Origin of the sequence: Amycolatopsis bartoniae (assembly GCF_014191255.1) — a bacterium.
Classification (GTDB): Bacteria; Actinomycetota; Actinomycetes; order Mycobacteriales; family Pseudonocardiaceae; genus Amycolatopsis_E; species Amycolatopsis_E bartoniae.
Window position 1 is genome coordinate 165766 of record NZ_JACHWH010000006.1, and the last position, 20596, is coordinate 186361.

Here is a 20596-nt window from a genome sequence, read left to right on the forward strand (position 1 = left end):
TCGGGATGCCCGCCTTTCCCGAAGCCGCCCGGGACGCGCTCGCCGACACCCAGCTGCGGCGCAACCTCGCGCACGCCACCGGCACGATCCGCGCCAAGCGGGCGGCCGTCGTCGGCGAGGTGGACGAGTGGGAGGAGCTGCGCCTGGCCGGCGCGGCGATCAAGGACAACACCCTGCGCCGCCTCGACGAGCACCTGCTCACCCTGGAAGCGGCCCTGACCGAACGCGGCGCCACCGTGCACTGGGCGCGGGACGCGGCCGAGGCGTGCGCGATCGTCGCCGGAATCGCGCAGGACCACCAGGTCGACGAGGTGGTCAAGGTGAAGTCCATGGCCACGCAGGAGATCGGGCTCAACGAAGCCCTCGCCGAGCACGGCGTCACCGCCTGGGAGACCGACCTCGCCGAGCTGATCGTCCAGCTCGGCGACGACCTGCCCAGCCACATCCTCGTGCCCGCGATCCACCGCAACCGCGCCGAGATCCGCGAGATCTTCCGCGACCGGATGGCCGCCGCCGGGCGCCCCGCGCCACCGGGACTGTCCGACGAGCCCGCCGAGCTGGCCGGGGCCGCGCGACTGCACCTGCGCGAGAAGTTCCTGCGTGCCCGGATGGCCGTCTCCGGTGCGAACTTCGCCGTCGCCGAGTCCGGCACGCTCGTCGTCGTCGAGTCCGAGGGCAACGGCCGCATGTGCCTCACGCTGCCCGAGGTGCTGGTGTCGGTGGTCGGCATCGAGAAGATCGTGCCCACCTGGGCCGACCTCGACGTGTTCCTCCAGCTGCTGCCCCGCTCCAGCACCGGCGAGCGGATGAACCCCTACACCTCCACGTGGTCCGGCATCACCCCCGGCGACGGCCCGCGGGAGATGCACGTCGTGCTGCTGGACAACGGTCGCACCCGGGCGCTCGCCGACGAGGTCGGCCGCCAGGCGCTGCGCTGCATCCGCTGCTCCGCGTGCCTCAACGTGTGCCCGGTCTACGAGCGCACCGGCGGCCACGCCTACGGGTCGGTGTATCCCGGGCCGATCGGCGCGATCCTCAACCCGCTGCTCAAGGGCGTCGGCGTGGACGAGCAGACCGACTCCCTGCCCTACGCCTCCAGCCTGTGCGGCGCGTGCTTCGACGCCTGCCCGGTCCGCATCGACATCCCCGAGGTGCTGGTGCACCTGCGCACCAAGGTCGTCGACGCGCACCGCGGCGGAGCCCCGAAACCGGAGGCCGCCGCGATGAAGGCCGCCGCCTGGACGCTCGCGGACGCGCGGCGGCTCGGGTTCGCCGAACGCGGCCTCGGCGTGGCGAACAAGGTGCTCACCCGGTTCGGCAAGCGCGTCCTGCCCGGCGGGCGCCGCGCGCTGACCCGCCTGCCGTGGCCGGGTTCACTGTGGACGAACGCCCGCGACGTGCCGGCTCCGCCCCCGGAGTCGTTCCGCACGTGGTGGCGCAGGGGAGGGCGGCCGTGAGCGCACGCGACGAGATCCTGTCGGCCGTCCGCGGTGCCCTGCGCGACGCCGACCGCACGGAAACCCCGGTACCCCGCGGCTACCGCTCGGCGCGCCCGGACGGCGACATCGTGGAGCTGTTCGCCGAACGGGTCGTCGACTACCGGGCCACCCTCACCCGCTGCACCGCGGCCGAACTGCCCGGAACGATCCGCGCCGCGCTTGGCGACGCGCGGAAAGTCCTTGTCCCCGAAGGCTTTCCGGTCGAGATCGACGGCACGCCGGACGCGGACGACCTCGACTCCTGCGACGCGGTGGTCACCACGGCCGCGCTGGGCATCGCCACCACCGGCACCATCGTGCTCGACTCCGGGCCGGGGCAGGGCCGCCGCGCGCTGAGCCTCGTGCCCGACGTGCACGTCTGCGTGCTGCGCGAGGACCAGATCGTGCCCGGCGTGCCGCAGGCCGTGGCCGCGCTCGACCCGGCCCGCCCGCAGACGTGGATCAGCGGGCCCAGCGCGACCAGCGACATCGAGCTGAACCGCGTGGAAGGGGTGCACGGGCCACGCACCCTGCACGTCATCGTCGTGGCCGGCGGGTGAGGAGGTGGGCGTAGTGACCGAAGCGCTCGAACGCGACGAGCTCGACCTGCTGCAGCTGCTCGCCGAAGGGCTGCCGCTGGAGGCCATCGCGCGGCGGCTCGAACTGTCCGACCGGACCGTGCGCCGCCGCCTGCGCGCCATCTGCGACCGCCTCGGCTTCGCCACCCCCATCCAGGCCGTCGTCTGGGCGGCCCGGCGCGGCCTCGTGTAACCGCTTTCCCGCTGTCCGGTTCCGGACGAGTTTCTTGTCCCGCAACGAAAACCACCGTAATCTCCCCGTTTGAAACGATTCACTGCCGAATCCAGGCCGTTCCCCACCGGCCGCACCAGGAGCCGCCGTGCGCATCCGATCCCGCCTCCGTCCCCTGACCGCCGTGGCCGGCCTCGCCGCCCTGCTGTTCGCGGGCACGGCCGTGCCCGCGAACGCCACCGGTCACCTCTTCGGCGTCACCGACCTGCGGTCCGCGCACCAGGACCGTCCACTCGGGACGGACGACCGGACCCCGGCGCTGAGCTGGCAGACCGTCCTGCTGGGCCAGACCGCCTACCAGATCCAGGCCGCCACCTCCGAGGCCAGGCTCGCCCACCCCGACCTGTGGGACACCGGCCGCGTCGCGAGCCAGGACGTCTCGGTCGACTACGCCGGGAAGGCGCTGGGCAGCCGTCAGCGCGTCTACTGGCGGGTGCGGGTCTGGTCCGGCGCGATCCCCTCGGCCTGGAGCGCGCCCACCTGGTTCGAAACCGGCCTGGCACAACAGGACTGGTCGGCGGGCTGGATCACCAACTCCCAGTGGCAGCTGAGCACCAAGCAGCCGAGCCCCGTCGTCGTGCCGCTGCCCGCGCAGAACGCCCGCTTCGTCAAGCTCGACGTCACCAAGCTGGGCCTCCCGCTCGCCGAAGAGCCCCTGGACAGCCAGAACCGGCTGGTCACCACCGGCGACACCCGCCGCTTCCCCGACCTGACCTACCGGCTGCAGCTGGCCGAGCTCCAGGTGCGCGACAGCACCAACCCCGGCGTGAACCTCGCCGACGGGCGCGGGAAGTACCTCACCGCCTCGGAAACCCAGACCGTGCGCAAGGAATGGGACCCGGCCCTGCTGGCCGACGGCCAGCTCACCACCAACCCCGAGGACACCACGACGGCCGGGTACCAGAGCGCCGCCCACGCTTCCGCCGACGCCGACGTGTGGCTGACGATCGACCTCGGCGCCACCCACGCGTTCGACCAGCTCGTGCTCTACCCGCGCACCGACACCCTCACCGCCGACGGGCGGACCCCGAACTTCCCGGTCGACTACACCGTCCAGACCGCGAACGACGCCGCCGGGCCGTTCACCGTCGCCGCGGCCGTCACCGGCCAGCAGCCCCCGCAGCCGTGGCTGCCGCCCGCGCTTCCCGTGTTCAGCAAGGACTTCTCGGTGTCCGGCCGCGTCACGAGCGCCCGGCTCTACGTCAGCGGCGTCGGCGTCTACGTGCCCAGCCTCAACGGGCAGCGTGTCGGCGACGCCGTGCTCGAACCGGGCAACACCGACTACACCGACCGCGTCACCTACGCCGCCTACGACGTGACGAACCAGCTCCGCGGTGGCGCCAACACGATCGGTCTCGCGGTCGGCAACGGCACCGCCGACGCGCTGCACACCTCCGGCCGCTACCGCAAGTTCGCCCGCACCGCCGACGACCCCCAGGTGATCGCGCAGCTGGAGCTGACGATGGCCGACGGCAGCGTCCGGCGCGTCGGCACCGACGCGAGCTGGCGCACCACGCTCGGCGCCACCACCGCGTCCAACTGGTACGGCGGCGAGGACTACGACGCCCGGCGCGAGATCCCGGGCTGGGACAAGCCCGGCACCGACCGGGCGTCGTGGTCCGCGGCCGTGCCCGTGAGCAACCCCGTCCAGCTGACCGCCCACCAGAGTGAGCCCGTGCGGGTGGTGGAAACGCTGCCCGGCCAGGAGATCTCCCGTCCCGCGCCCGGCGTGCGCGTCTACGACGTGGGCCGCAACATCGCGGGCCTGCCGCAGGTGACCCTCACCGCCCCGGCCGGCACGACGATCCGCGTCTTCCCGTCAGAAGCGCTGCGCGACGGGCAGGCCGACCAGTCCACCAGCAACGTCGGTGCCCCCGTCTGGGACAGCTTCACCGGCAAGGGCGGCACCCAGACCTGGCACCCGGACTTCTCCTACCACGGCTTCCGCTACCTGACGGTGATCGGCGTGCCCGACGACGCGCAGCTGTCGGTCACCGGCCTGCGGGTCATGGCCGACAACGCCTCCGCGGGCACCTTCGACACCTCCGACGACGTGCTCGACGGGATCCACCAGCTCACCCGGCACGCGCTGGAGAACAACATGCAGAGCATCCTCACCGACTGCCCGAGCCGCGAGAAGCTCGGCTGGCTGGAGCAGGACCAGCTCGCCTTCGACACCATCGCCCGCAACTACGACGTCGAGGCCTACCTCGGCAAGATCGTGCAGGACATCGCCGACGGGCAGGACGCGACCGGCATGGTGCCCAGCACGGTGCCCGACTACACCACCCTCGCCGGCGCCTACCGCGACGACCCGAACTGGGGTGGCGCGCTCGTCCTGGTCCCGCTCAAGGCGTACCGGACCTACGGCGACACCGACCTGCTGACGCGGTACTACCCGGCGATGCAGCGCTACCTCGCCTACCTGACCGGGCAGAGCAGCCGCTGGGCCAATGGCGTCTACAACTACAGCCTCGGCGACTGGATCTCCACCGAGAGCCCGGCCGTGCCGAAGGACGTCACCGGCACGTTCGGCGTCTGGGCGATCGCGGACGGGCTCGCGCAGATCGCCCGCGTGCTCGGCCACACCGGGGACGCCACCAGCTACCAGGCGCAGGCCGACGCGATGGCGAAAGCCCTGTGGGCCAAGTACTACAACGCCTCGACCGGCCTGTTCAGCACCGGCGGCCAGGGCGCCACGGCGCTCGCGCTCGACATGGGCGCGGTGCCGGCGGATCTGCGTGCCGCCCAGGTGCGGCACCTCGTCGACACCATCCAGAACGCCGGCTGGCACCTGGTCATGGGCGAGATCTCGTTCCCGTCCGTGCTGCGCGTGCTTTCCGAGTCCGGGCGCGACGACGTGGTCTACACCGTCGCGACCCAGACCACCAGCCCCAGCCTCGGCCACCAGGTCGTGTCCGGGCTGACGGCGCTGGGGGAGACCTGGGACGGCGGCAGCGGCCAGTCGCAGGACCACTTCATGCTCGGCGCGATGGACGCGTGGCTCACCACGCGCCTGACGGGCATCGAGCAGACGGCGGACTCCACCGGTTTCCGCGAGCTCGTCATCGACCCCGCCGTGGTCGGCGACCTGAAGTCGGCCTCCGGGAGCTACGAGAGCAAGTACGGCCAGGTCGCGACCTCGTGGACGAAGGACGACCACCAGTACCGCCTCGACGTGACCGTGCCCCCGGGCGCGACCGCCGAGGTGCACGTGCCCGGCACCGTCCTGTTCGGACTCGGCCGCTTCCTGCGGGTCGAGAACGGCGAGACCGTGTTCGCGGTCGGCGCCGGTTCCTGGACCTTCCGCTCCTTCGTGCGCTGAGAAAGGGAAACCCATGCGCAGGACACTGCTGTCCGTCGTGCTCGCGGTCGTGACCGCGCTCGGCGTCACCACCGTCGCGACCCCCGCGGTCGCGAAGGACACCGGCCCGGCCGAGACCACGCGGCTCGACCGCTTCGATCCCGCGGCCTTCGCGAACCCGCCGAAGGACTCGCGCCCGGCGATCTACTGGTACTGGAACAACACGATCACCAGCGACATCACCGACCAGCAGATGGCCGAGATGCGGGACAAGGGCATCTACGAGGCCGTGTTGTTCCCGCTCGGCGGCGACTCGATGAAGCCGGTGTTCCTGTCCGAGGACTGGTTCACGCTCGTCGGGCACGTGCTGCGCGAGGCGCAACGCACCGGGATGAAGATCTGGCTGTTCAACGACAACAACTTTCCCAGCGGCCGCGGCGCCAACGTCGTCGCCGCGCAGGACCCGAACCTGCGCCTCAAGGGACTCGTGCGTTCCACCCGGATCGTCACCGGGCCCGCCACGGTGCAGCTCGCCCAGACCACCGGCCTGTCCGTCGACAGCGGCAAGCTCGTCGACGACCCCGGCATCACGCCCGGCATGGCGCCGATCACGAAGGGCGCCGGCTGGACCGACTACACCGTCAGTGGCACCGCCACCCTCACCTCCGGCGGCGTGCAGCTGGCCGTGCGCAGCGACGGCACGCACGGCTACCTCGTCGACGTCGATGCCAAGGGCGCCGCGAGCGTGTACAAAGTGGACGGTTCAACCCGGACGCGGCTGACCACCGGCGTCAACACCCCCGGGTTCACCCCGACCCACACCCAGAAGATCAGCGTCACGGTCAGCGGGAACACGATCACCCCGAAGATCAACAACACCGCGCAGCCCGCCGCGACCGACGCGAGCTACCCCGCGGGCGCCGCCGCCGTGTCCGCCGAGGGCACGCAGCGCACCCAGTGGGACAACCTCGATGTGACCGCGCCGGACGGCACGAAGCTGTGGTCGTCCACCTTCGACAACGCGAGCAGCCTGGCCGACTTCCCGGCCACCCGCGCGAACCTGGCCGGCATCACCGCCTCGGCGGCCCGGCCGCTGGGCACCACCGCCGCGCAGGAGGTCCAGGGCGGCAGCTGGCAGGTGCCCGCCGGTACGTGGCAGCTCGACGTGTACTCCCAGACCCTGCTGCAGGACGACTCCAACGGCTACACCCGCGGCTACCTCGACCTGCTCGACCCGAAGGCCACCGACGCGTTCCTGCGGGCCGTCGCGCAGCAGTACTACGACCGCTTCCGGTGGGCCATGGGCACCGTCGTGCCCGGCTTCTGGGACGACGAACCGTTCATCGCCTCCGCGCAGCCGCACCCGTTCAAGCGCCTCGCCTGGTCGCCCGGGCTCGCCGACGCCATCCGCGCGGCGGGCGGCACCCCCGGCGTCGCCTACACCGCGGCCGCCGACGGCCTCGACGCGACGGCCGACCGGGCCGCGGGCACCTACTGGCGTGCGGTGAACAACCTGTTTTCGCAGAACTACTACCACCGCGAGGCCGACTGGATGGCAGGCCACGGCCTGCAGCTGATCACCAACCCGCTGCTGGACGAGCAGTCCCCGCAGTCGCGGATGAACTCCACCGGCGACCTCACCAAGGACAACCAGTGGGCGCAGGTCCCGGGCAGCGACATGATCACCACGGACTACACCGCCGGTGAGCAGACCACGCTGGGCCGCAACGGCGCGTCCGTCGCGCACCAGAGCGGCGCGCCGCGGATGCTGATGGAGACCTTCGGCAACGCGGGCTGGCAGGTCGCGCCCGAGTACATGCACGCCACCACCGGCGCGCTCGCCACCCGCGGCGTCAACCTCACGTTCCTGCACGCGATGTACACCGACGAGACCTCGGTGACCTTCGCCCCGCCGTTCGGGCCCCGCAGCACGTTCTGGGCCGACATGCCGGACGTGGACGCGTGGATCGGGCGGGTGATGGAGGTCGGCCGGGGGGAGAACCTGGCGCAGACCGCGCTCATCCAGCCGCAGCGCGCCGCCGAGCAGACCCGGGCCGCCGACACGAGCCACCAGCTCGACAGCGACTTCGACGAGACCTCGTTCGCGCTGGAACGCGGCCAGGTCGACTTCGACCTGCTGTCCGACTCGTCGCTGTCCGGTGACCCGAACGCCCGCTACCAGGCCCTGCCGTGGCTCGGTTCGCTCAAGGTGGGTCAGGCCAGCTACCGTGAAGCCGTCCTGCCGAAGACCCCGGTGCTGGACCTGCAGACCGTCCGCTCGCTGTCACTGTTCGTGCTGGCCGGCGGGCACCTCGCCGCCGTCGGCCCGCTGCCGCAGCGTGAGGCGAACGGTCATGACGCCGAGCTGCAGACCGCGCTCAAGCTCCTGTTCGGCAAGGCCGGAACGTCCTGGCAGCAACGCGGCCTCGGCGCGGTCGCGCTCGTCGACGACGTGAACACGCTGCCCGCGCTCGCCCAGCAGGCCGGGTTCGCCGCCGCGTCCCTGCAGCCCGCCGCTTCCTCGGTGCGGGTCTCGCGGACCGGCCGCGGCAACGACATCGCGTTCCTGCTCAACAACGAGAGCGACCAGGTCGTCACCACCACGGCGACGCTCCCCGTCGGTGGCACGCCGGAGATCTGGGACCCGCGCACCGGCTCGACGAAGGTCGCGACCGCCTACCAGAGCGGCCGCGCGAGCACCGGCGTGCCGATCACCCTGCAGCCCTACGAAACGCTCGCCGTCGTGTTCCGCCAAGGGGTCCGCGCCACCGCGCACCTGACCGACGGCACCCTGCCCGCGGACTCGGTGACCGCCACCGGCCGGACCCTGCAGGCGAACGTCACCACGTCCGCCCCCGGCACCTACCCGCTCACCGGGCAGGACAACGGCCGCACCTACCGCGGCACCGTGCAGGTCACCGACCCGCTCGCGCCGATCGCGCTGAACGGCCCGTGGACCGTCAGGCTCGACCAGGACGGCGCCGTGGCGGCCGAACGCCCGCTGGGCTCCTGGACCACGTTCGCGCCCACGTTCTCCGGCAGCGCCGACTACACCACCACCGTCACCCTTACCGCCGCGGACCTGGCGCAGCGCAAGCTGATCCTCGACCTCGGCGAGGTGCACGACCTCGCCACCGCGACGGTCAACGGCACCACCCTGCCCACCGCGCTGTGGCGTCCGTACACAGTGGACGCCACCACGGCGCTGCACCCCGGCGTCAACACGATCAGCGTCCACGTCACCAACACGCTGGCCAACTCGCGCAACAAGATCCTCGCCTCGGGCCTCGTCGGCCCGGTCTCGCTGCGCCCGCAGGCCGTCGTCCCCGCCCGTTTGGAGGCCACCAGATGACCAGAGTCTCACGCCGCACCGTCCTGGCCGCCGGAGCCGCGCTCGGCGTCGCGTCCGCCGTGAACTGGGTCCCGCCCGCGCTCGCCTCGCCCGCCAGGCCGTTCGCCCAGCAGTTCGCCCGGCCCGACGCGAGCACCGCGGCGAAGTTCCGCTGGTGGTGGCCGCACGGGCTCGTCGACCTCGACGAGATCGCCCGCGAGGTCGACCAGATCGCCGATGCCGGCTTCGGCGGTGTCGAGATCCAGGACGTGCACCACAGCGTCCGGACCGTGATGGACCCTGAGGGCCACGGCTGGGGCACCCCGGCGTGGCTCGCCGCGGTGGAGACCGCGCTGCGCCGCGCCCGCGCCCGCGGGCTGCGGGTCGACCTCGCGATGGGTCCGTGCTGGCCCACCGCGGTGCCGACGATCACGCCCGACGACCACGCGGCGAGCAAGGAGCTGGCGCACGGCGTCGTCGTCGTGGACGGCACCTACAGCGGCCCGCCGCCCGCCGCGGTCGTCCCGGCCGAGGCCGGGGTGGGCAAGCAGGACCTCGTGCTGGTGCAGGCCGCGCAGGTCATCGGCTCGGCCACCGCCACCACGGTCACCCTCGACCCCGCCACCGTGCGCACAGTCGACGTCCACAACGGACTCGTCGACTGGACTTCCCCCGGCGGCACGTGGGTCCTGCTGGCGTACTGGTCACGTGGTTCGGCGCAGCAACCCGAGGCCGGGCCGCACACCTCGCCGCTCGCGTACGTCGTCGACCACTTCGGCGCCGCGGGCACCCAGGCCGTGCTCGACGAGTGGAACCGCACCATCCTCACCCGCGAGATCCGCGCGCTGCTGCGTGCCGTCGGCGACAACCTGTTCGAGGACTCGCTGGAGATCGAGACCGACGCGACGATCTGGTCCCCGGACTTCCTCGCCGAGTTCCGCCGCCGCGCCGGTTACGACCTGACGCCGTACCTCCCGGTGATCGTGCAGAAGTCCGGGAAGTACCCGTTCGCGTTCGGCGGCACCACCGGGTCCGCCACCGCCGACCACGTGCGCGACGACTACAACCAGGTGCTCTCGGACCTCTACCACGAAAACCACCTCATCCCCATCCGCGACTTCGCCCACAGCCTCGGTATGACGCTGCGCGTGCAGCCCTACGGCCTGCGCACCGACGCGATCCGCAGCGCCGCGCTGCTCGACGTGCCCGAGGGGGAGTCGCTGGGGTTCCACAACCTCGACGACTACCGCGGCCTCGCCTCGGGCCGGGACCTGGGCGGCAGGCAGCTGCTGTCGTGCGAGTCCGCGGCCTACGCCAACGGCGCCTACAACACCACGTGGGACAAGGTGCTGCAGACGATGGGCAGCGCCTTCGCGGGCGGGGTCAACCAGGCGGTGCTGCACGGGTTCGCCTACGCCGACGCGCCCGGCGCGGCCTGGCCGGGGTTCGCCGCGTTCTCCCCGTACAACGGCACCGGCATCGGCTACGCCGAAGCGTGGGGCCCGCGGCAGCCGACGTGGGGGCACGTGCCTGACATCGCGGGCTGGTTCGCCCGCACCCAGCTCGTGCTGCGCACCGGGAAACCGCAGACGGACCTGGTGTTCTACCGCCAGCAGGGCTGGGGCAACACCGGCATCGGCGCGCCGTGGGCCACCAACGACGCGATCCCGATCGGCTGGACCCACGGGTTCGTCGACGAGGCCGTGCTCGAACTGCCCTCCGCCGTCGTACGCGACGGCAGGCTGGCGCCCGACGGACCCGCCTACAAGGCGCTGATCCTCGGCGGCGACCAGTTCCACGGCAGCGAGCACACCCTCAGCGTGCGGGGCGCGCGGCGGCTGCTCGACCTCGCCCGTGCGGGCCTGCCGACCGTCGTCCTCGGTGACTGGTCCGACGTACACACCGTCGGCATCGCCCAGCCCGGGGAGAACGACCAGCTCAAAGCGCTGATCACCCAGCTGACCGCGTTGAAGACCGTGCGGGTCGTGACCGACCAGACCGGGATCCCCGCCGCGCTGGCGGACCTGGGCGTGACCCGCGACGTCGAGCACGCCACGTCCACGGTGATGACCGTGCACCGGATCGACGGCGACACCGACTACTACTACATCGCCAACGCCCGGCACGCGGAGAACCGCAAGATCACCGCCGTGGACCAGGACGTCTGGCTCACCGCGGGCACCCGGAACGCGCAACCGTCCATTCTGGACGCCTGGACGGGACGGGTGGAACGTCTTGGCGTCTACGAGCGCTCCGGCGACAAGATCCGGGTGCGCGTCAAGCTCAACCCGGGACAGTCGATGATCGTCGCGCTCGGCCCTGCCGACCGCGGCCCGTCGGCCACCGCCACGGACGCCGACGCGGTCCGCTACCTCGACGGCAGGCTGGTGCTGCGCAGCGCCACCGCGGGCACCTACTCGACGACCCTGTCCACCGGACGCGTCGTGCGCACGACCGTCGGCGCCGTCCCCGACCCGGTACCACTGTCCACCTGGGACCTGGAGGTGGAGGACTGGCAGCCGGGCGCGACCCCGACCCAGACGGTGAAACCGGTGCGGCGCCTGTCGCTGACCGTGCTCGCGCCCTGGCCGTCGATCCCGGGACTGGAGGACGTCTCGGGCGTCGGCCGCTACCGCACCACCGTGCAGTGGTCCGGTGACCGCGGCCTCGGCGCGTACCTCGACCTCGGCGAGGTGTTCGACACCTACCGCGTCCGGGTCAACGGCGCCCCGCTGCCGCCCGCCGACGTGCTCGACACCGTCGTCGACGTGGGCCCGTGGCTGCGGCCCGGCCGCAACACCATCGAGGTCGAGATCGCGACCACGCTCAACAACCGCCTGCGCGTGACGAATCCCGCGGTCTTCGGCATCGCCGCCCGCCAGGCGTACGGCCTCGTCGGCCCCGTTCGGCTGGTGCCCTACCGGCAGGTGGAGGTCCGGTGAACCCGTCCCGCCGCACGGTCCTCACCGCCGGAGCCCTCCTCGGGCTCGCGGCCGCGCTTCCCGCGTCCGCCGGCGCCGCCGAGCCGTTCTCGCCGGTCGCGCTGGGCAAGGTGGAGCTGCTGGAGAGCCGGTACCTGCAGAACATGCGCCGCACCGTGGCGTACCTGAGGTTCGTCGACCTCGACCGGCTGCTGCACATGTTCCGCGTGACCGCCGGGCTGCCCAGCACCGCCGAACCGTGCGGTGGCTGGGAAGCGCCGACCATCCAGCTGCGCGGGCACACCACCGGGCACCTGCTGTCCGGGCTCGCGCAGGCCGCCGCGAACACCGGTGACGCCGAGCTGACCGCGAAGAGCGCCCGGCTGGTGTCGGCACTGGCGCAGTGCCAGGCGCCGTCCGGCTACCTCTCGGCGTTCCCCGAGCAGGCGTTCGCCGACCTCGAAGCCGGCAAGGTGGTGTGGGCGCCCTACTACACGATCCACAAGATCCTGGCCGGCCTGCTCGACCAGCACCGCCTGCTCGGCAACCGCCAGGCGCTCGAGGTCGCCCTCGGCATCGCGCGGTGGGTCGACGGCCGCACGTCGAAGCTGACCCACGAGGCGATGCAGGCGGTGCTGCACACCGAGTTCGGCGGGATGAACGAGGCGCTGGCGAACCTCTACGCCGTCACCCGGGACCCGCTGCACCTGGGGCTGGCGCGCCGGTTCGACCACGACGAGATCTTCACGCCGTTGTCGCAGCGGCAGGACACGCTGTCCGGGCGGCACGCCAACACCGACCTGGCGAAGATCGTCGGCGCGGCCGCGGAGTTCGACGTCACCAGGGAGACGAAGTACCGCACGATCGCGACGTACTTCTGGGACCAGGTGGTGCACCACCACAGCTACGTCATCGGCGGCAACGCCAACGCCGAGTTCTTCGGGCCGCCCGACCAGATCGTCAGCCAGCTCGGCGAGAACACGTGCGAGAACTGCAACAGCTACAACATGCTCAAGCTCTCGCGCCTGCTGTTCCTGCAGGACCCCGAGCGCACCGGCTACCTGGACTACTACGAGTGGACCCTGCTCAACCAGCTGCTGGGGGAGCAGGACCCGCAGTCGCCGCACGGGTTCGTCACCTACTACACCGGGCTGACGCCGGGCACCGAACGCAAGGGCAAGGAAGGCGTCGTCTCCGACCCCGGCACCTACAGCAGCGACTACGGCAACTTCACCTGCGACCACGGCACCGGGCTGGAGACACACACCAAGTACGCGGAGAACATCTACTTCACCGCGGGCGACACGTTGTACGTCAACCTGTTCATCCCGTCCACAGTGGACTTCGCCGGTGGCAGGGTGACGCTGGAGACCCAGTACCCCTACGACGAGACGGTCCGGCTGCGGGTGGACGCCACGGGCGAGTTCGCGCTGCGGATCCGCGTTCCGTCGTGGGTCTCGCGCCCGTCGCTGACCGTGGGGCGCGCCGCGGTTCCCGCCCGCCCGGGCACGTTCGCGACGATCCGGCGGCGCTGGCGGGCCGGAGACGTCGTGGAGCTGCGCCTGCCGATGGCGCCGCGCTGGCTGGCCGCGCCGGACAACCCGGCGGTGCACGCGCTCACCTACGGCCCGCTGGTGCTGGCCGCCCGCCACGGCGACGCGCCACCGCCGGTGATTCCCTCGGTGGACCCGGGAAGCCTGCGCCGGGAGCCCGGAGCGGGGGAGTTCAGCGTGCGGGCGGGGGAGGAACGGCTGCGGCTGAGCCCGTTCCTCGACGTGCAGCACGAGCACTACAGCGTCTACTTCGCCCTGCCACCCGAGCGCCCGGCCCCGAAAACGGTGGCGCTGTACCCGCTGACGGACACCCGGGAGCGCGGGGGACGCTGGCCGGACGCGACCCTCGCCGACGGCGCGGTGTTCGGCCCGCGCGGCGTGGAGCTGGACGGGGTGAAGGCGCACGTCCGGCTCGGCTCGGGCCTGCTGGCGAACCTGACCGAGCTGACGGTGGCGATGTGGGTGCGCGTGGACACGGTGGTGAACTCGGCGCGCGTGTTCGACCTGGGTTTCAACGCGCAGTCGTACCTGTTCCTGACCCCGCGGACCGGCCTCGGGGTCGCCCGCTGCGCGATGAAACTCGGCGGCATGGCGGCGGAGGACTACGTCGACGCGGCGGTGGCCCTGCCCGCGGGCACGTGGACGCATGTCGCGGTGACCATCGGCGGAGCCTCGGGAATGCGCCTGTACTTCGACGGCGCACTCACGGGCAGCAACCCGGCGCCGCTGATGACCCCGCTGCTGCTCGGCGCCACCCAGAACAACTACCTGGGCCGCTCGCAGAACCCGAAACACCCGTATCTCCACGGCGCCGTGGCCGACTTCCGGCTGTACAGCAGGGCCCTGCCGGACGAGGAGGTGCGGAGGCTGGCGGATCACTAAAGTGGCGCGGTGAACGCACCGGGCCGCACCGTCGACGACGTCCGCGCCTACCTGCTCGACCAGATCGGCCGCGCCCTCCGCCGGCCGAGTGCGTACGGCGGTGAGGTGTCGCTCATCCTGCTCTTCCGCGTGCTCGCGTTCACCGACTGCCGCGAGCAGCAGCGGGAGGAAGAACTGGCGGCGTTGCAAGCACGGGAGGCTTCCGGCGCCGCCATGGTTATCGGTCGGGTCACAGCGGCCCTGGGATCGCGGGACACGAACGCCATGGCCTCGGTCTACACAGAAGCCGCGTACCGCCAGGGCTGGCTCTCCCTCGACCGGGCGCTGCCGCCGGACGAGTACGAGCACGTCCGGCAGACCGCACGGCCGTGGTGCGCCGAGGACCGGCAGCTCTCCGACCTCCTCGCCGAGTTCGGGGAGCCGTCCGTTCGATGGCCCACCTCCGAGGGCTGCCTCGGCTACGGCACGGCGAACCCGGCGGATCCCCTGGTGTTCTTCCACCTCAAGGGATCCGTCCTGCTCGCCACCCGTTTCGGGGACGGCGACTTCTTCGCCGGCTTCACCTACACCCCGGCCGGAAAAGCCCTGCGCGGCTGAGTCACCCGAACGTCGCCGTCGCCAGGACGGCGTCGATGCGGGCGTCGAGGTCCGGTGAGGACCCGTACTCCGTCACCAGGATCTTGCTCGTCGGCAGCCACCACATGCGCACCTGGCCGTTCTGCGTGGCGTCGGTGCACGTGACCTGCCAGCGCGCGTACTCGGCCTTCTTCGATCCGATCGGCGCGTACCCCGACTCCACCACCGTGCTGCCGGTCGCCGGCGAACCCGGCCCCGACGGCGTGACGCACTGCGGCGCATCCGTTCCCGTCGACCAGCCATACGGCCGCTTCGCGCTCGGCGCGGTGAACCCGGGTTCCGCCGATGCCGACCGCAGGTCCTGCATCCGGGCCACGCACACCGCCGAGCCGTCGGACACGCAGCCGTCCGAGGTGTACTGCATTCCTTGCTGCAGCGTCACGTGCATCGTCGCGACGGTGACCGACGAGCCGGTCGGCGAGGGCGCGGCCGCGGACGGGGACTGCGAAGGTGCCGGCGCCGCGCTCGGGCCCGCGAACGGCTGTCCCGCCACCGCTTTCGTGCAGCCCGCCGCCGTCACCGCGACGCACCCGGCCAGCACCACACCCCACACCGCTTTGCTCCGCAACGGAAAACCCTTTCCCTCACCGTCGGCACCTGTTTCCCGGACGTGCGAACACGTCCCGGGTTGCGCCAGCATCGCACGTTGCACAGCGGACCCGCAGACGTGCCGACTATGCTGTCGTGACCGTATCGACCGGCAGGGTCGGCACCCGACACAACAAGGACGAGCAGGCACCGATGGTGGCTCGGGACGCTGCGCTCACCCGCGCAGCCCCTGCGGAACGGCAGGGGCCCACGGACGTCCTGCTGATCGAGGACGACGACGGCGACGCGCTGCTGGTGGAGGAGCTGCTGATCGACGTCGGCGCCACCGTCCGGCTGCGGCACGTCCGCTCGCTGGCCGAGGCCCGCGCCCTGCTCCCCGGCGCCACGTGCGTCCTGCTCGACCTGGGCCTGCCCGACACTCACGAGCTCGAAGGCGTCCGCTGGCTGCAGGAGCACCGGCCCGACGTCGCGGTCGTCGTGCTCACCGGGCTGGCCGACGAGTACCTCGGCGAGCACGCCGTCCGCGCCGGCGCGCAGGACTACCTCGTCAAGGGCCAGGTCGACGGGCGGCTGCTGGACCGCGTGATCCGCTACGCCATCGAGCGCGTGCGGTCGGAGGAGATCCAGCGCGAGCTGCGCGAGGCCCGCATCTACGCCGAGGAGAACACCCGCCTCGAACGCGGCCTGCTGCCGTCGCCGCTGGTCTCGGACCCGGCGCTGACCGTCGCCAGCCGGTACTCGCCCGGCGGGCAGCGGCTGCTGCTGGGCGGCGACTTCTACGACGTGGTCCAGTCCGCCGACGGCTGGGTGCACGCCGTGGTCGGCGACGTGTGCGGGCACGGCCCGGACGAGGCCGCGCTCGGGGTGTCGATGCGCGTCGCGTGGCGCACGATGGTGCTCGCCGCCCGCCCGACCAGCGAGGTGCTCACCACCCTCGACCAGGTCTTCACCCACGAACGGCACAAGAAAGCCCTGTTCACCACGCTGACCATGCTCTCGATCGACCCCACCCGCAGCTACGCCCGCGTCTACCTCGCCGGGCACCCGCCGCCACTGGTGATCACCCCGGACGGGGTGCGGACGCTGGAGGCGCCCCTGCGCCCGCCCATCGGCATCGGCGACGGCGCCGCCTGGCCGAGCGGCGAGCTGCGCCTGGACGGCCGCTGGTCGGTCCTGATGTACACCGACGGGCTGATCGAAGGCCGCATCGGCATGGGCAGCCGGCGCCTCGACGTCGACGGCCTGCTGGGGCTGGTGGAGAACGTCCTCACCGCGGGACACCGGGGGCGCGGGGCCGAGGAAGGGCTGCTGGACGAGGTGATCGGGCGGGTGCGCACGCTCAACGGCGGCGACCTCGACGACGACCTGGCGGTGCTCGCGCTCGGTGGAGGCACGGCATGACCGAGCAAGCCCGGGCCGCGCGGGCGGCCCGCTGGCCGCTGCGCCGCATCACCACCGCCGGGGTCGCCGTCGTCGCGGCGTTCTCCGTGGCCGCGATCGTGGTCGGCGTGCTCGCGCTGACCAGCCTGGCGACCGCGCGCAACCGCGTGGTGGACCGGATCGACCCGGCGCTCCAGCAGTCGCTGCGCCTCGAAGCGGCGCTCGTCGACCAGGAAACCGGGGTGCGCGGCTACGGGCTCGCGACCCAGCCGGACTTCCTCCAGCCCTACACCACGGGGCTGGCCACCCAGCAGGACGCCGTCGGGCAGCTGAGCGGGCTCGTCGGCGGAATCCCGGACGTGGCGGCCGGGCTGCGTCAGGTCGTCACCCTCGCGGACGCCTGGCGCAGTGGCTACGCCGAGCCGACGATCCAGCAGGTCCGCACCAGTGGGCAGCCCGCGGTCGGCACGGACCTCGACCGCGGCAAGACAGCGTTCGACGCCGTCCGCTCGGCGGTGACGCGGCTGCAGGACCGGCTCGGCGTCGCCCGGCAGGAGGCGACCGCGACGCTGAACCGCACCTGGACCGTCCTGTACGCGGTGTGCATCGGGATCGCGCTGGTGTTCGTGCTCATCGTGGTGGCGCTCGCTGTCGGGCTGCGGGCCGCCGCGATCACGCCGCTGTCGCGGCTGGCGAAGGAGGTGCGTGTCGTCGCCGACGGCGACTTCTCGCACCCGGTGGCGCAGAGCGGGCCGCGTGAGGTCCGCGAGCTCGGCGACGACGTGAACCGCATGCGCGAGCGCATCCTGCAGGAGCTGTCGGCGTTGCGGGAGGCGCACGCGGTGCTCGACGCGCGCACCCAGGACCTGGAGCGGTCCAACGCCGAGCTGGAGCAGTTCGCCTACGTCGCCTCGCACGACCTGCAGGAGCCGCTGCGGAAGGTGGCGAGCTTCTGCCAGCTGCTGCAGCGGCGCTACGCCGGGCAGATCGACGAGCGGGCCGACCAGTACATCGGGTTCGCCGTCGACGGCGCCAAGCGGATGCAGGTGCTCATCAACGACCTGCTCGCGTTCAGCCGCGTGGGCCGGATCGTGCGCGAGCCGGTGCCGGTGGCGTGCGAGAAGGTCGTGGAGCAGGCGAAGGCGAACCTGGCCGCGGCGATCGAGCAGTCCGAGGCGACGGTCGAGACCGGTGAGCTGCCCACGGTGCTCGCGGAGGTACCGTTGCTGACCACGGTCTTCCAGAACCTGATCGGCAACGCGCTCAAGTTCCACGGCGAGCAGCCCCCGCACGTCACCGTGACCGCGGACCGCGATGGCGACTTCTGGCGGTTTTCCGTGCAGGACAACGGGATCGGCATCGACCCCGAGTACGCCGAGCGGATCTTCGTGATCTTCCAGCGCCTGCACGCCAAGGCGGACTACCCCGGCACCGGCATCGGGCTGGCGATGTGCCGGAAGATCGTCGAACACCATGGCGGCACGATCTGGCTCGACACCACGGTCGGCCGCGGCGCCCGTTTCTGTTTCACCCTGCCCGTGCTCACCGAGGAGAAGAAGGAACCCGATGACGATCCCGGAACCGCTTGACGTCGTCGACGTGCTGCTCGTCGAGGACGACGACGGCGACGTGCTGATGACGCAGGAGGCGTTCGAGCACCACAAGATCCGCAACAAGCTGCACGTGGTGAAGGACGGCGAGCAGGCGCTGCAGTTCCTGCGCCGTGAAGGCGAGTACGCCGACGCGCCGCGGCCGGGCCTGATCCTGCTCGACCTGAACCTGCCCCGCCGCGACGGCCGCGAGGTGCTGGCGGAGCTGAAGAACGACGCCGAGCTGCGCGTGATCCCGGTGGTGGTGCTGACCACCTCCGAGGCGGAGGAGGACATCCTGCGCAGCTACAGCCTGCACGCCAACGCCTACGTCAGCAAACCGGTCGACTTCGAGCGGTTCATCGACGTGATCCGCCAGATCGACGACTTCTTCGTCACCGTGGTGAAGCTGCCCCAGTGAGCGGCAGGTGGCGGGCCGCACGCGCGGCCCGCCACTGGCTCAACCCAGCGCCGGGATGACCTCGCGGGTGAACAGGTCGATGCCCGAGCGGTCGTAGGCCGCTTCGGCGAAGTACGTGATCGCGTACGTCATGCCCAGGTCGCGCAGTTCCGTCAGTCGCTCGGTGATCTGTTCCGGGGTGCCGACCAGCGGGCCCGTCGCGAAGTTCTGGTACGCCGCCTCCAGCCGGTCCGCCGGCACGTGCGGGGCGTAGTGCGCGCGCAGCCACGCCAGCCGGTCCTGGACGTCCTTCTCGGTTTCGCCGATCACCACGTTGTAGTTGGCCGAGCGTACGATCGCGCCGAAGTCCGTGCCGACGTCCTTGCAGTGCGCGGCCAGCACCTCCGACTTGTGCGCGAAGTCCTCGGCGCCACCGGCGAAGTTCGTGTAGTTCGCGTACCGCGCCGCGATCCGCAGCGTCCGCTTCTCCCCGCCGCCGGCGATCCACAGTGGAATCCCGCCGTCCTGCAACGGCAGCGGGCGGCAGATCGCGCCGTCCACCCGGTAGTACTCACCGTCCACAGTGGCCTTACCGGTGGTCCACAGCTGCCGCATGATCCGCACGCCCTCGTCGAGCCTGCCGAGGCGCTCGCGCGCGGGCGGGAAACCGTAGCCGTAGGCGCGCCACTCGTGCTCGTACCAGCCCGCGCCGATGCCCATCTCGACCCGCCCGCCCGACACGATGTCCGTGGTGGCGGCGAACTTCGCCAGGTACGCCGGGTTCCGGTACGCCATGCAGGTGCACATCTGCCCGAGCCGCACTCGGTTCGTGGCCGCCGCGAACGCGGCCATCAGCGCCCACGCCTCGTGCGTCGCCTCGTCCGTCGGCACCGGCACGGTGTGGAAGTGGTCGTAGAGCCAGATCGATTCGAAGGGGCCTTCTTCGGCGATCTGCGCGACGCCGAGCATGGTCTCCCACTGGTCGGCGGGGTCGATGCCGGCGAGGTCGAGCCGCCAGCCCTGGGGCACGAACAGTCCAAAACGCATGGTCGCCAGCCTAGTCGGAGCGTGACGCGGCTGTTACGTTACGGGGTATGGCTGAACGTCGTGCGGTCACCGCGGCGGAGCTGTTCGACGCCATCGGCGCGGGCTACGAGGACGCGTTCGGGCGCCCGCCTGTCGTCGACCGGGCGCTGCGGGAGCTGCGAGCGGTCCTGCCGCCCCAGGCGCGGGTCCTCGACCTCGGCAGCGGCACCGGCCGTCCCGCCGCCGAGGAGCTCACCGCCGCCGGGCACCACGTCACCGGGCTCGACGTGTCACCCGTGATGGTCGAGCTGGCGTCGGCGAACGTGCCCGGCGCGCAGTTCGTGCTCACCGACGTCCGCACCTGGAGCTCGCCGCCGGAGTCGTGGGACGCCGTCTGCGCCTACTTCCCGTTCCTGCAGCTGCCCCGCGCCGACACCGAGGCCGTCCTCGCGAAGATCGCCCGCTGGCTCGTGCCCGGCGGCCACCTCTCCCTGGTCACCGTGCCGATGGACGCCGAGGACGTGCCCGTCGAGTTCCTCGGCCACCCCGTGCGGATCACCAGCTTCACCGCCGAAGCCCTGCGGGCCCGGGTCACCGCCGCCGGGCTGGAGGTCCTCGGCACCCACTCGGAGGTCTTCGCGCCCGGCAAGCCCGGCGCGCGGCCCGAGGAGCATCTGCTGCTCACCGCGCGGCGCCCGGAATAGATCCGGGGGAGGGGCGGTTGTAGCAGGTGGTCG

General features: G+C 71.9%; 14 protein-coding genes. 12 read left to right on the plus strand and 2 right to left on the minus strand.

Annotation, left to right across the window (positions count from 1 at the left end; genetic code table 11):
• The first annotated feature begins 5 nt into the window (after positions 1–5).
• The 8 genes from FHX82_RS26095 (at position 6) to FHX82_RS26130 (ending at position 14876) form a co-directional block, all read left to right on the plus strand.
• Positions 6–1457 carry a lactate utilization protein B gene (locus FHX82_RS26095; protein ID WP_145934354.1) on the plus strand — a complete coding sequence of 484 codons (1452 nt, stop codon included), beginning with the start codon at positions 6–8 and terminating at the stop codon, positions 1455–1457.
• Positions 1454–2038 (plus strand): LutC/YkgG family protein, encoded by a 585-nt coding sequence (locus FHX82_RS26100; RefSeq protein WP_145934272.1) that lies wholly within the window; start codon positions 1454–1456, stop codon positions 2036–2038. Before FHX82_RS26095 ends, FHX82_RS26100 begins: the two co-directional genes overlap by 4 nt.
• 13 nt (positions 2039–2051) lie before the next feature.
• On the plus strand, positions 2052–2249 hold the full coding sequence (locus FHX82_RS26105) for a LuxR C-terminal-related transcriptional regulator (RefSeq protein ID WP_145934273.1): 198 nt from the start codon (positions 2052–2054) through the stop codon (positions 2247–2249).
• A 127-nt stretch (positions 2250–2376) separates the two neighbouring features.
• Positions 2377–5613, plus strand: a complete 3237-nt coding sequence (locus tag FHX82_RS26110) for a family 78 glycoside hydrolase catalytic domain (protein ID WP_145934274.1) — start codon at positions 2377–2379, stop codon at positions 5611–5613.
• 13 nt (positions 5614–5626) lie between these two features.
• Positions 5627–8944 carry a glycosyl hydrolase gene (locus tag FHX82_RS26115; protein WP_183176844.1) on the plus strand — a complete coding sequence of 1106 codons (3318 nt, stop codon included), beginning with the start codon at positions 5627–5629 and terminating at the stop codon, positions 8942–8944.
• Positions 8941–11865 (plus strand): glycosyl hydrolase, encoded by a 2925-nt coding sequence (locus FHX82_RS26120; RefSeq protein ID WP_145934275.1) that lies wholly within the window; start codon positions 8941–8943, stop codon positions 11863–11865. Before FHX82_RS26115 ends, FHX82_RS26120 begins: the two co-directional genes overlap by 4 nt.
• Complete coding sequence (locus FHX82_RS26125) at positions 11862–14279, plus strand: beta-L-arabinofuranosidase domain-containing protein (protein WP_221216561.1); 2418 nt, start codon at positions 11862–11864, stop codon at positions 14277–14279. The genes FHX82_RS26120 and FHX82_RS26125 overlap by 4 nt, the downstream gene beginning before the upstream one ends.
• Positions 14280–14288: 9 nt before the next feature.
• Positions 14289–14876: a hypothetical protein gene (locus tag FHX82_RS26130; protein ID WP_145934276.1), complete on the plus strand. Its 588-nt coding sequence runs from the start codon at positions 14289–14291 to the stop codon at positions 14874–14876.
• A 1-nt stretch (position 14877) separates the two neighbouring features.
• Here FHX82_RS26130 and FHX82_RS26135 read toward each other — a convergent pair whose 3' ends face one another.
• Positions 14878–15483, minus strand: a complete 606-nt coding sequence (locus tag FHX82_RS26135) for a hypothetical protein (RefSeq protein ID WP_145934277.1) — start codon at positions 15481–15483, stop codon at positions 14878–14880.
• Between the two features lie 116 nt (positions 15484–15599).
• On the opposite strand from FHX82_RS26135, the gene FHX82_RS26140 reads away from it, so the two are divergent.
• The 3 genes from FHX82_RS26140 to FHX82_RS26150 are packed head-to-tail and all read left to right on the plus strand — an operon-like array spanning position 15600 to position 18854.
• Positions 15600–16865 (plus strand): PP2C family protein-serine/threonine phosphatase, encoded by a 1266-nt coding sequence (locus FHX82_RS26140; protein ID WP_229880244.1) that lies wholly within the window; start codon positions 15600–15602, stop codon positions 16863–16865.
• Positions 16862–18433: a sensor histidine kinase gene (locus FHX82_RS26145; RefSeq protein WP_145934278.1), complete on the plus strand. Its 1572-nt coding sequence runs from the start codon at positions 16862–16864 to the stop codon at positions 18431–18433. The genes FHX82_RS26140 and FHX82_RS26145 overlap by 4 nt, the downstream gene beginning before the upstream one ends.
• Positions 18411–18854: a response regulator gene (locus tag FHX82_RS26150; RefSeq protein ID WP_145934279.1), complete on the plus strand. Its 444-nt coding sequence runs from the start codon at positions 18411–18413 to the stop codon at positions 18852–18854. Before FHX82_RS26145 ends, FHX82_RS26150 begins: the two co-directional genes overlap by 23 nt.
• Before the next feature lie 39 nt (positions 18855–18893).
• On the opposite strand, the gene FHX82_RS26155 is transcribed toward FHX82_RS26150, so the two are convergent.
• The gene (locus FHX82_RS26155; RefSeq protein ID WP_145934280.1) at positions 18894–19880 is read right to left on the minus strand and encodes an LLM class F420-dependent oxidoreductase; all 987 of its coding nucleotides are present in this window, start codon (positions 19878–19880) and stop codon (positions 18894–18896) included.
• Positions 19881–19927: 47 nt separating this feature from the next.
• Between FHX82_RS26155 and FHX82_RS26160 the strand changes: the two genes are divergently transcribed.
• Positions 19928–20563 carry a class I SAM-dependent methyltransferase gene (locus FHX82_RS26160; RefSeq protein ID WP_145934281.1) on the plus strand — a complete coding sequence of 212 codons (636 nt, stop codon included), beginning with the start codon at positions 19928–19930 and terminating at the stop codon, positions 20561–20563.
• The last annotated feature ends 33 nt before the right edge of the window (positions 20564–20596 follow it).

Bases quoted from the DNA above. Each gene is read 5' to 3' on its own strand.
- FHX82_RS26145 (WP_145934278.1), top strand. From the start codon at position 16,862: ATGACCGAGCAAGCCCGGGCCGCGCGGGCGGCCCGCTGGCCGCTGCGC.
- FHX82_RS26115 (WP_183176844.1), top strand. From the start codon at position 5,627: ATGCGCAGGACACTGCTGTCCGTCGTGCTCGCGGTCGTGACCGCGCTC.
- FHX82_RS26095 (WP_145934354.1), top strand. From the start codon at position 6: ATGCCCGCCTTTCCCGAAGCCGCCCGGGACGCGCTCGCCGACACCCAG.
- FHX82_RS26120 (WP_145934275.1), top strand. From the start codon at position 8,941: ATGACCAGAGTCTCACGCCGCACCGTCCTGGCCGCCGGAGCCGCGCTC.
- FHX82_RS26150 (WP_145934279.1), top strand. From the start codon at position 18,411: ATGACGATCCCGGAACCGCTTGACGTCGTCGACGTGCTGCTCGTCGAG.
- FHX82_RS26155 (WP_145934280.1), bottom strand. From the start codon at position 19,880: ATGCGTTTTGGACTGTTCGTGCCCCAGGGCTGGCGGCTCGACCTCGCC.
- FHX82_RS26160 (WP_145934281.1), top strand. From the start codon at position 19,928: ATGGCTGAACGTCGTGCGGTCACCGCGGCGGAGCTGTTCGACGCCATC.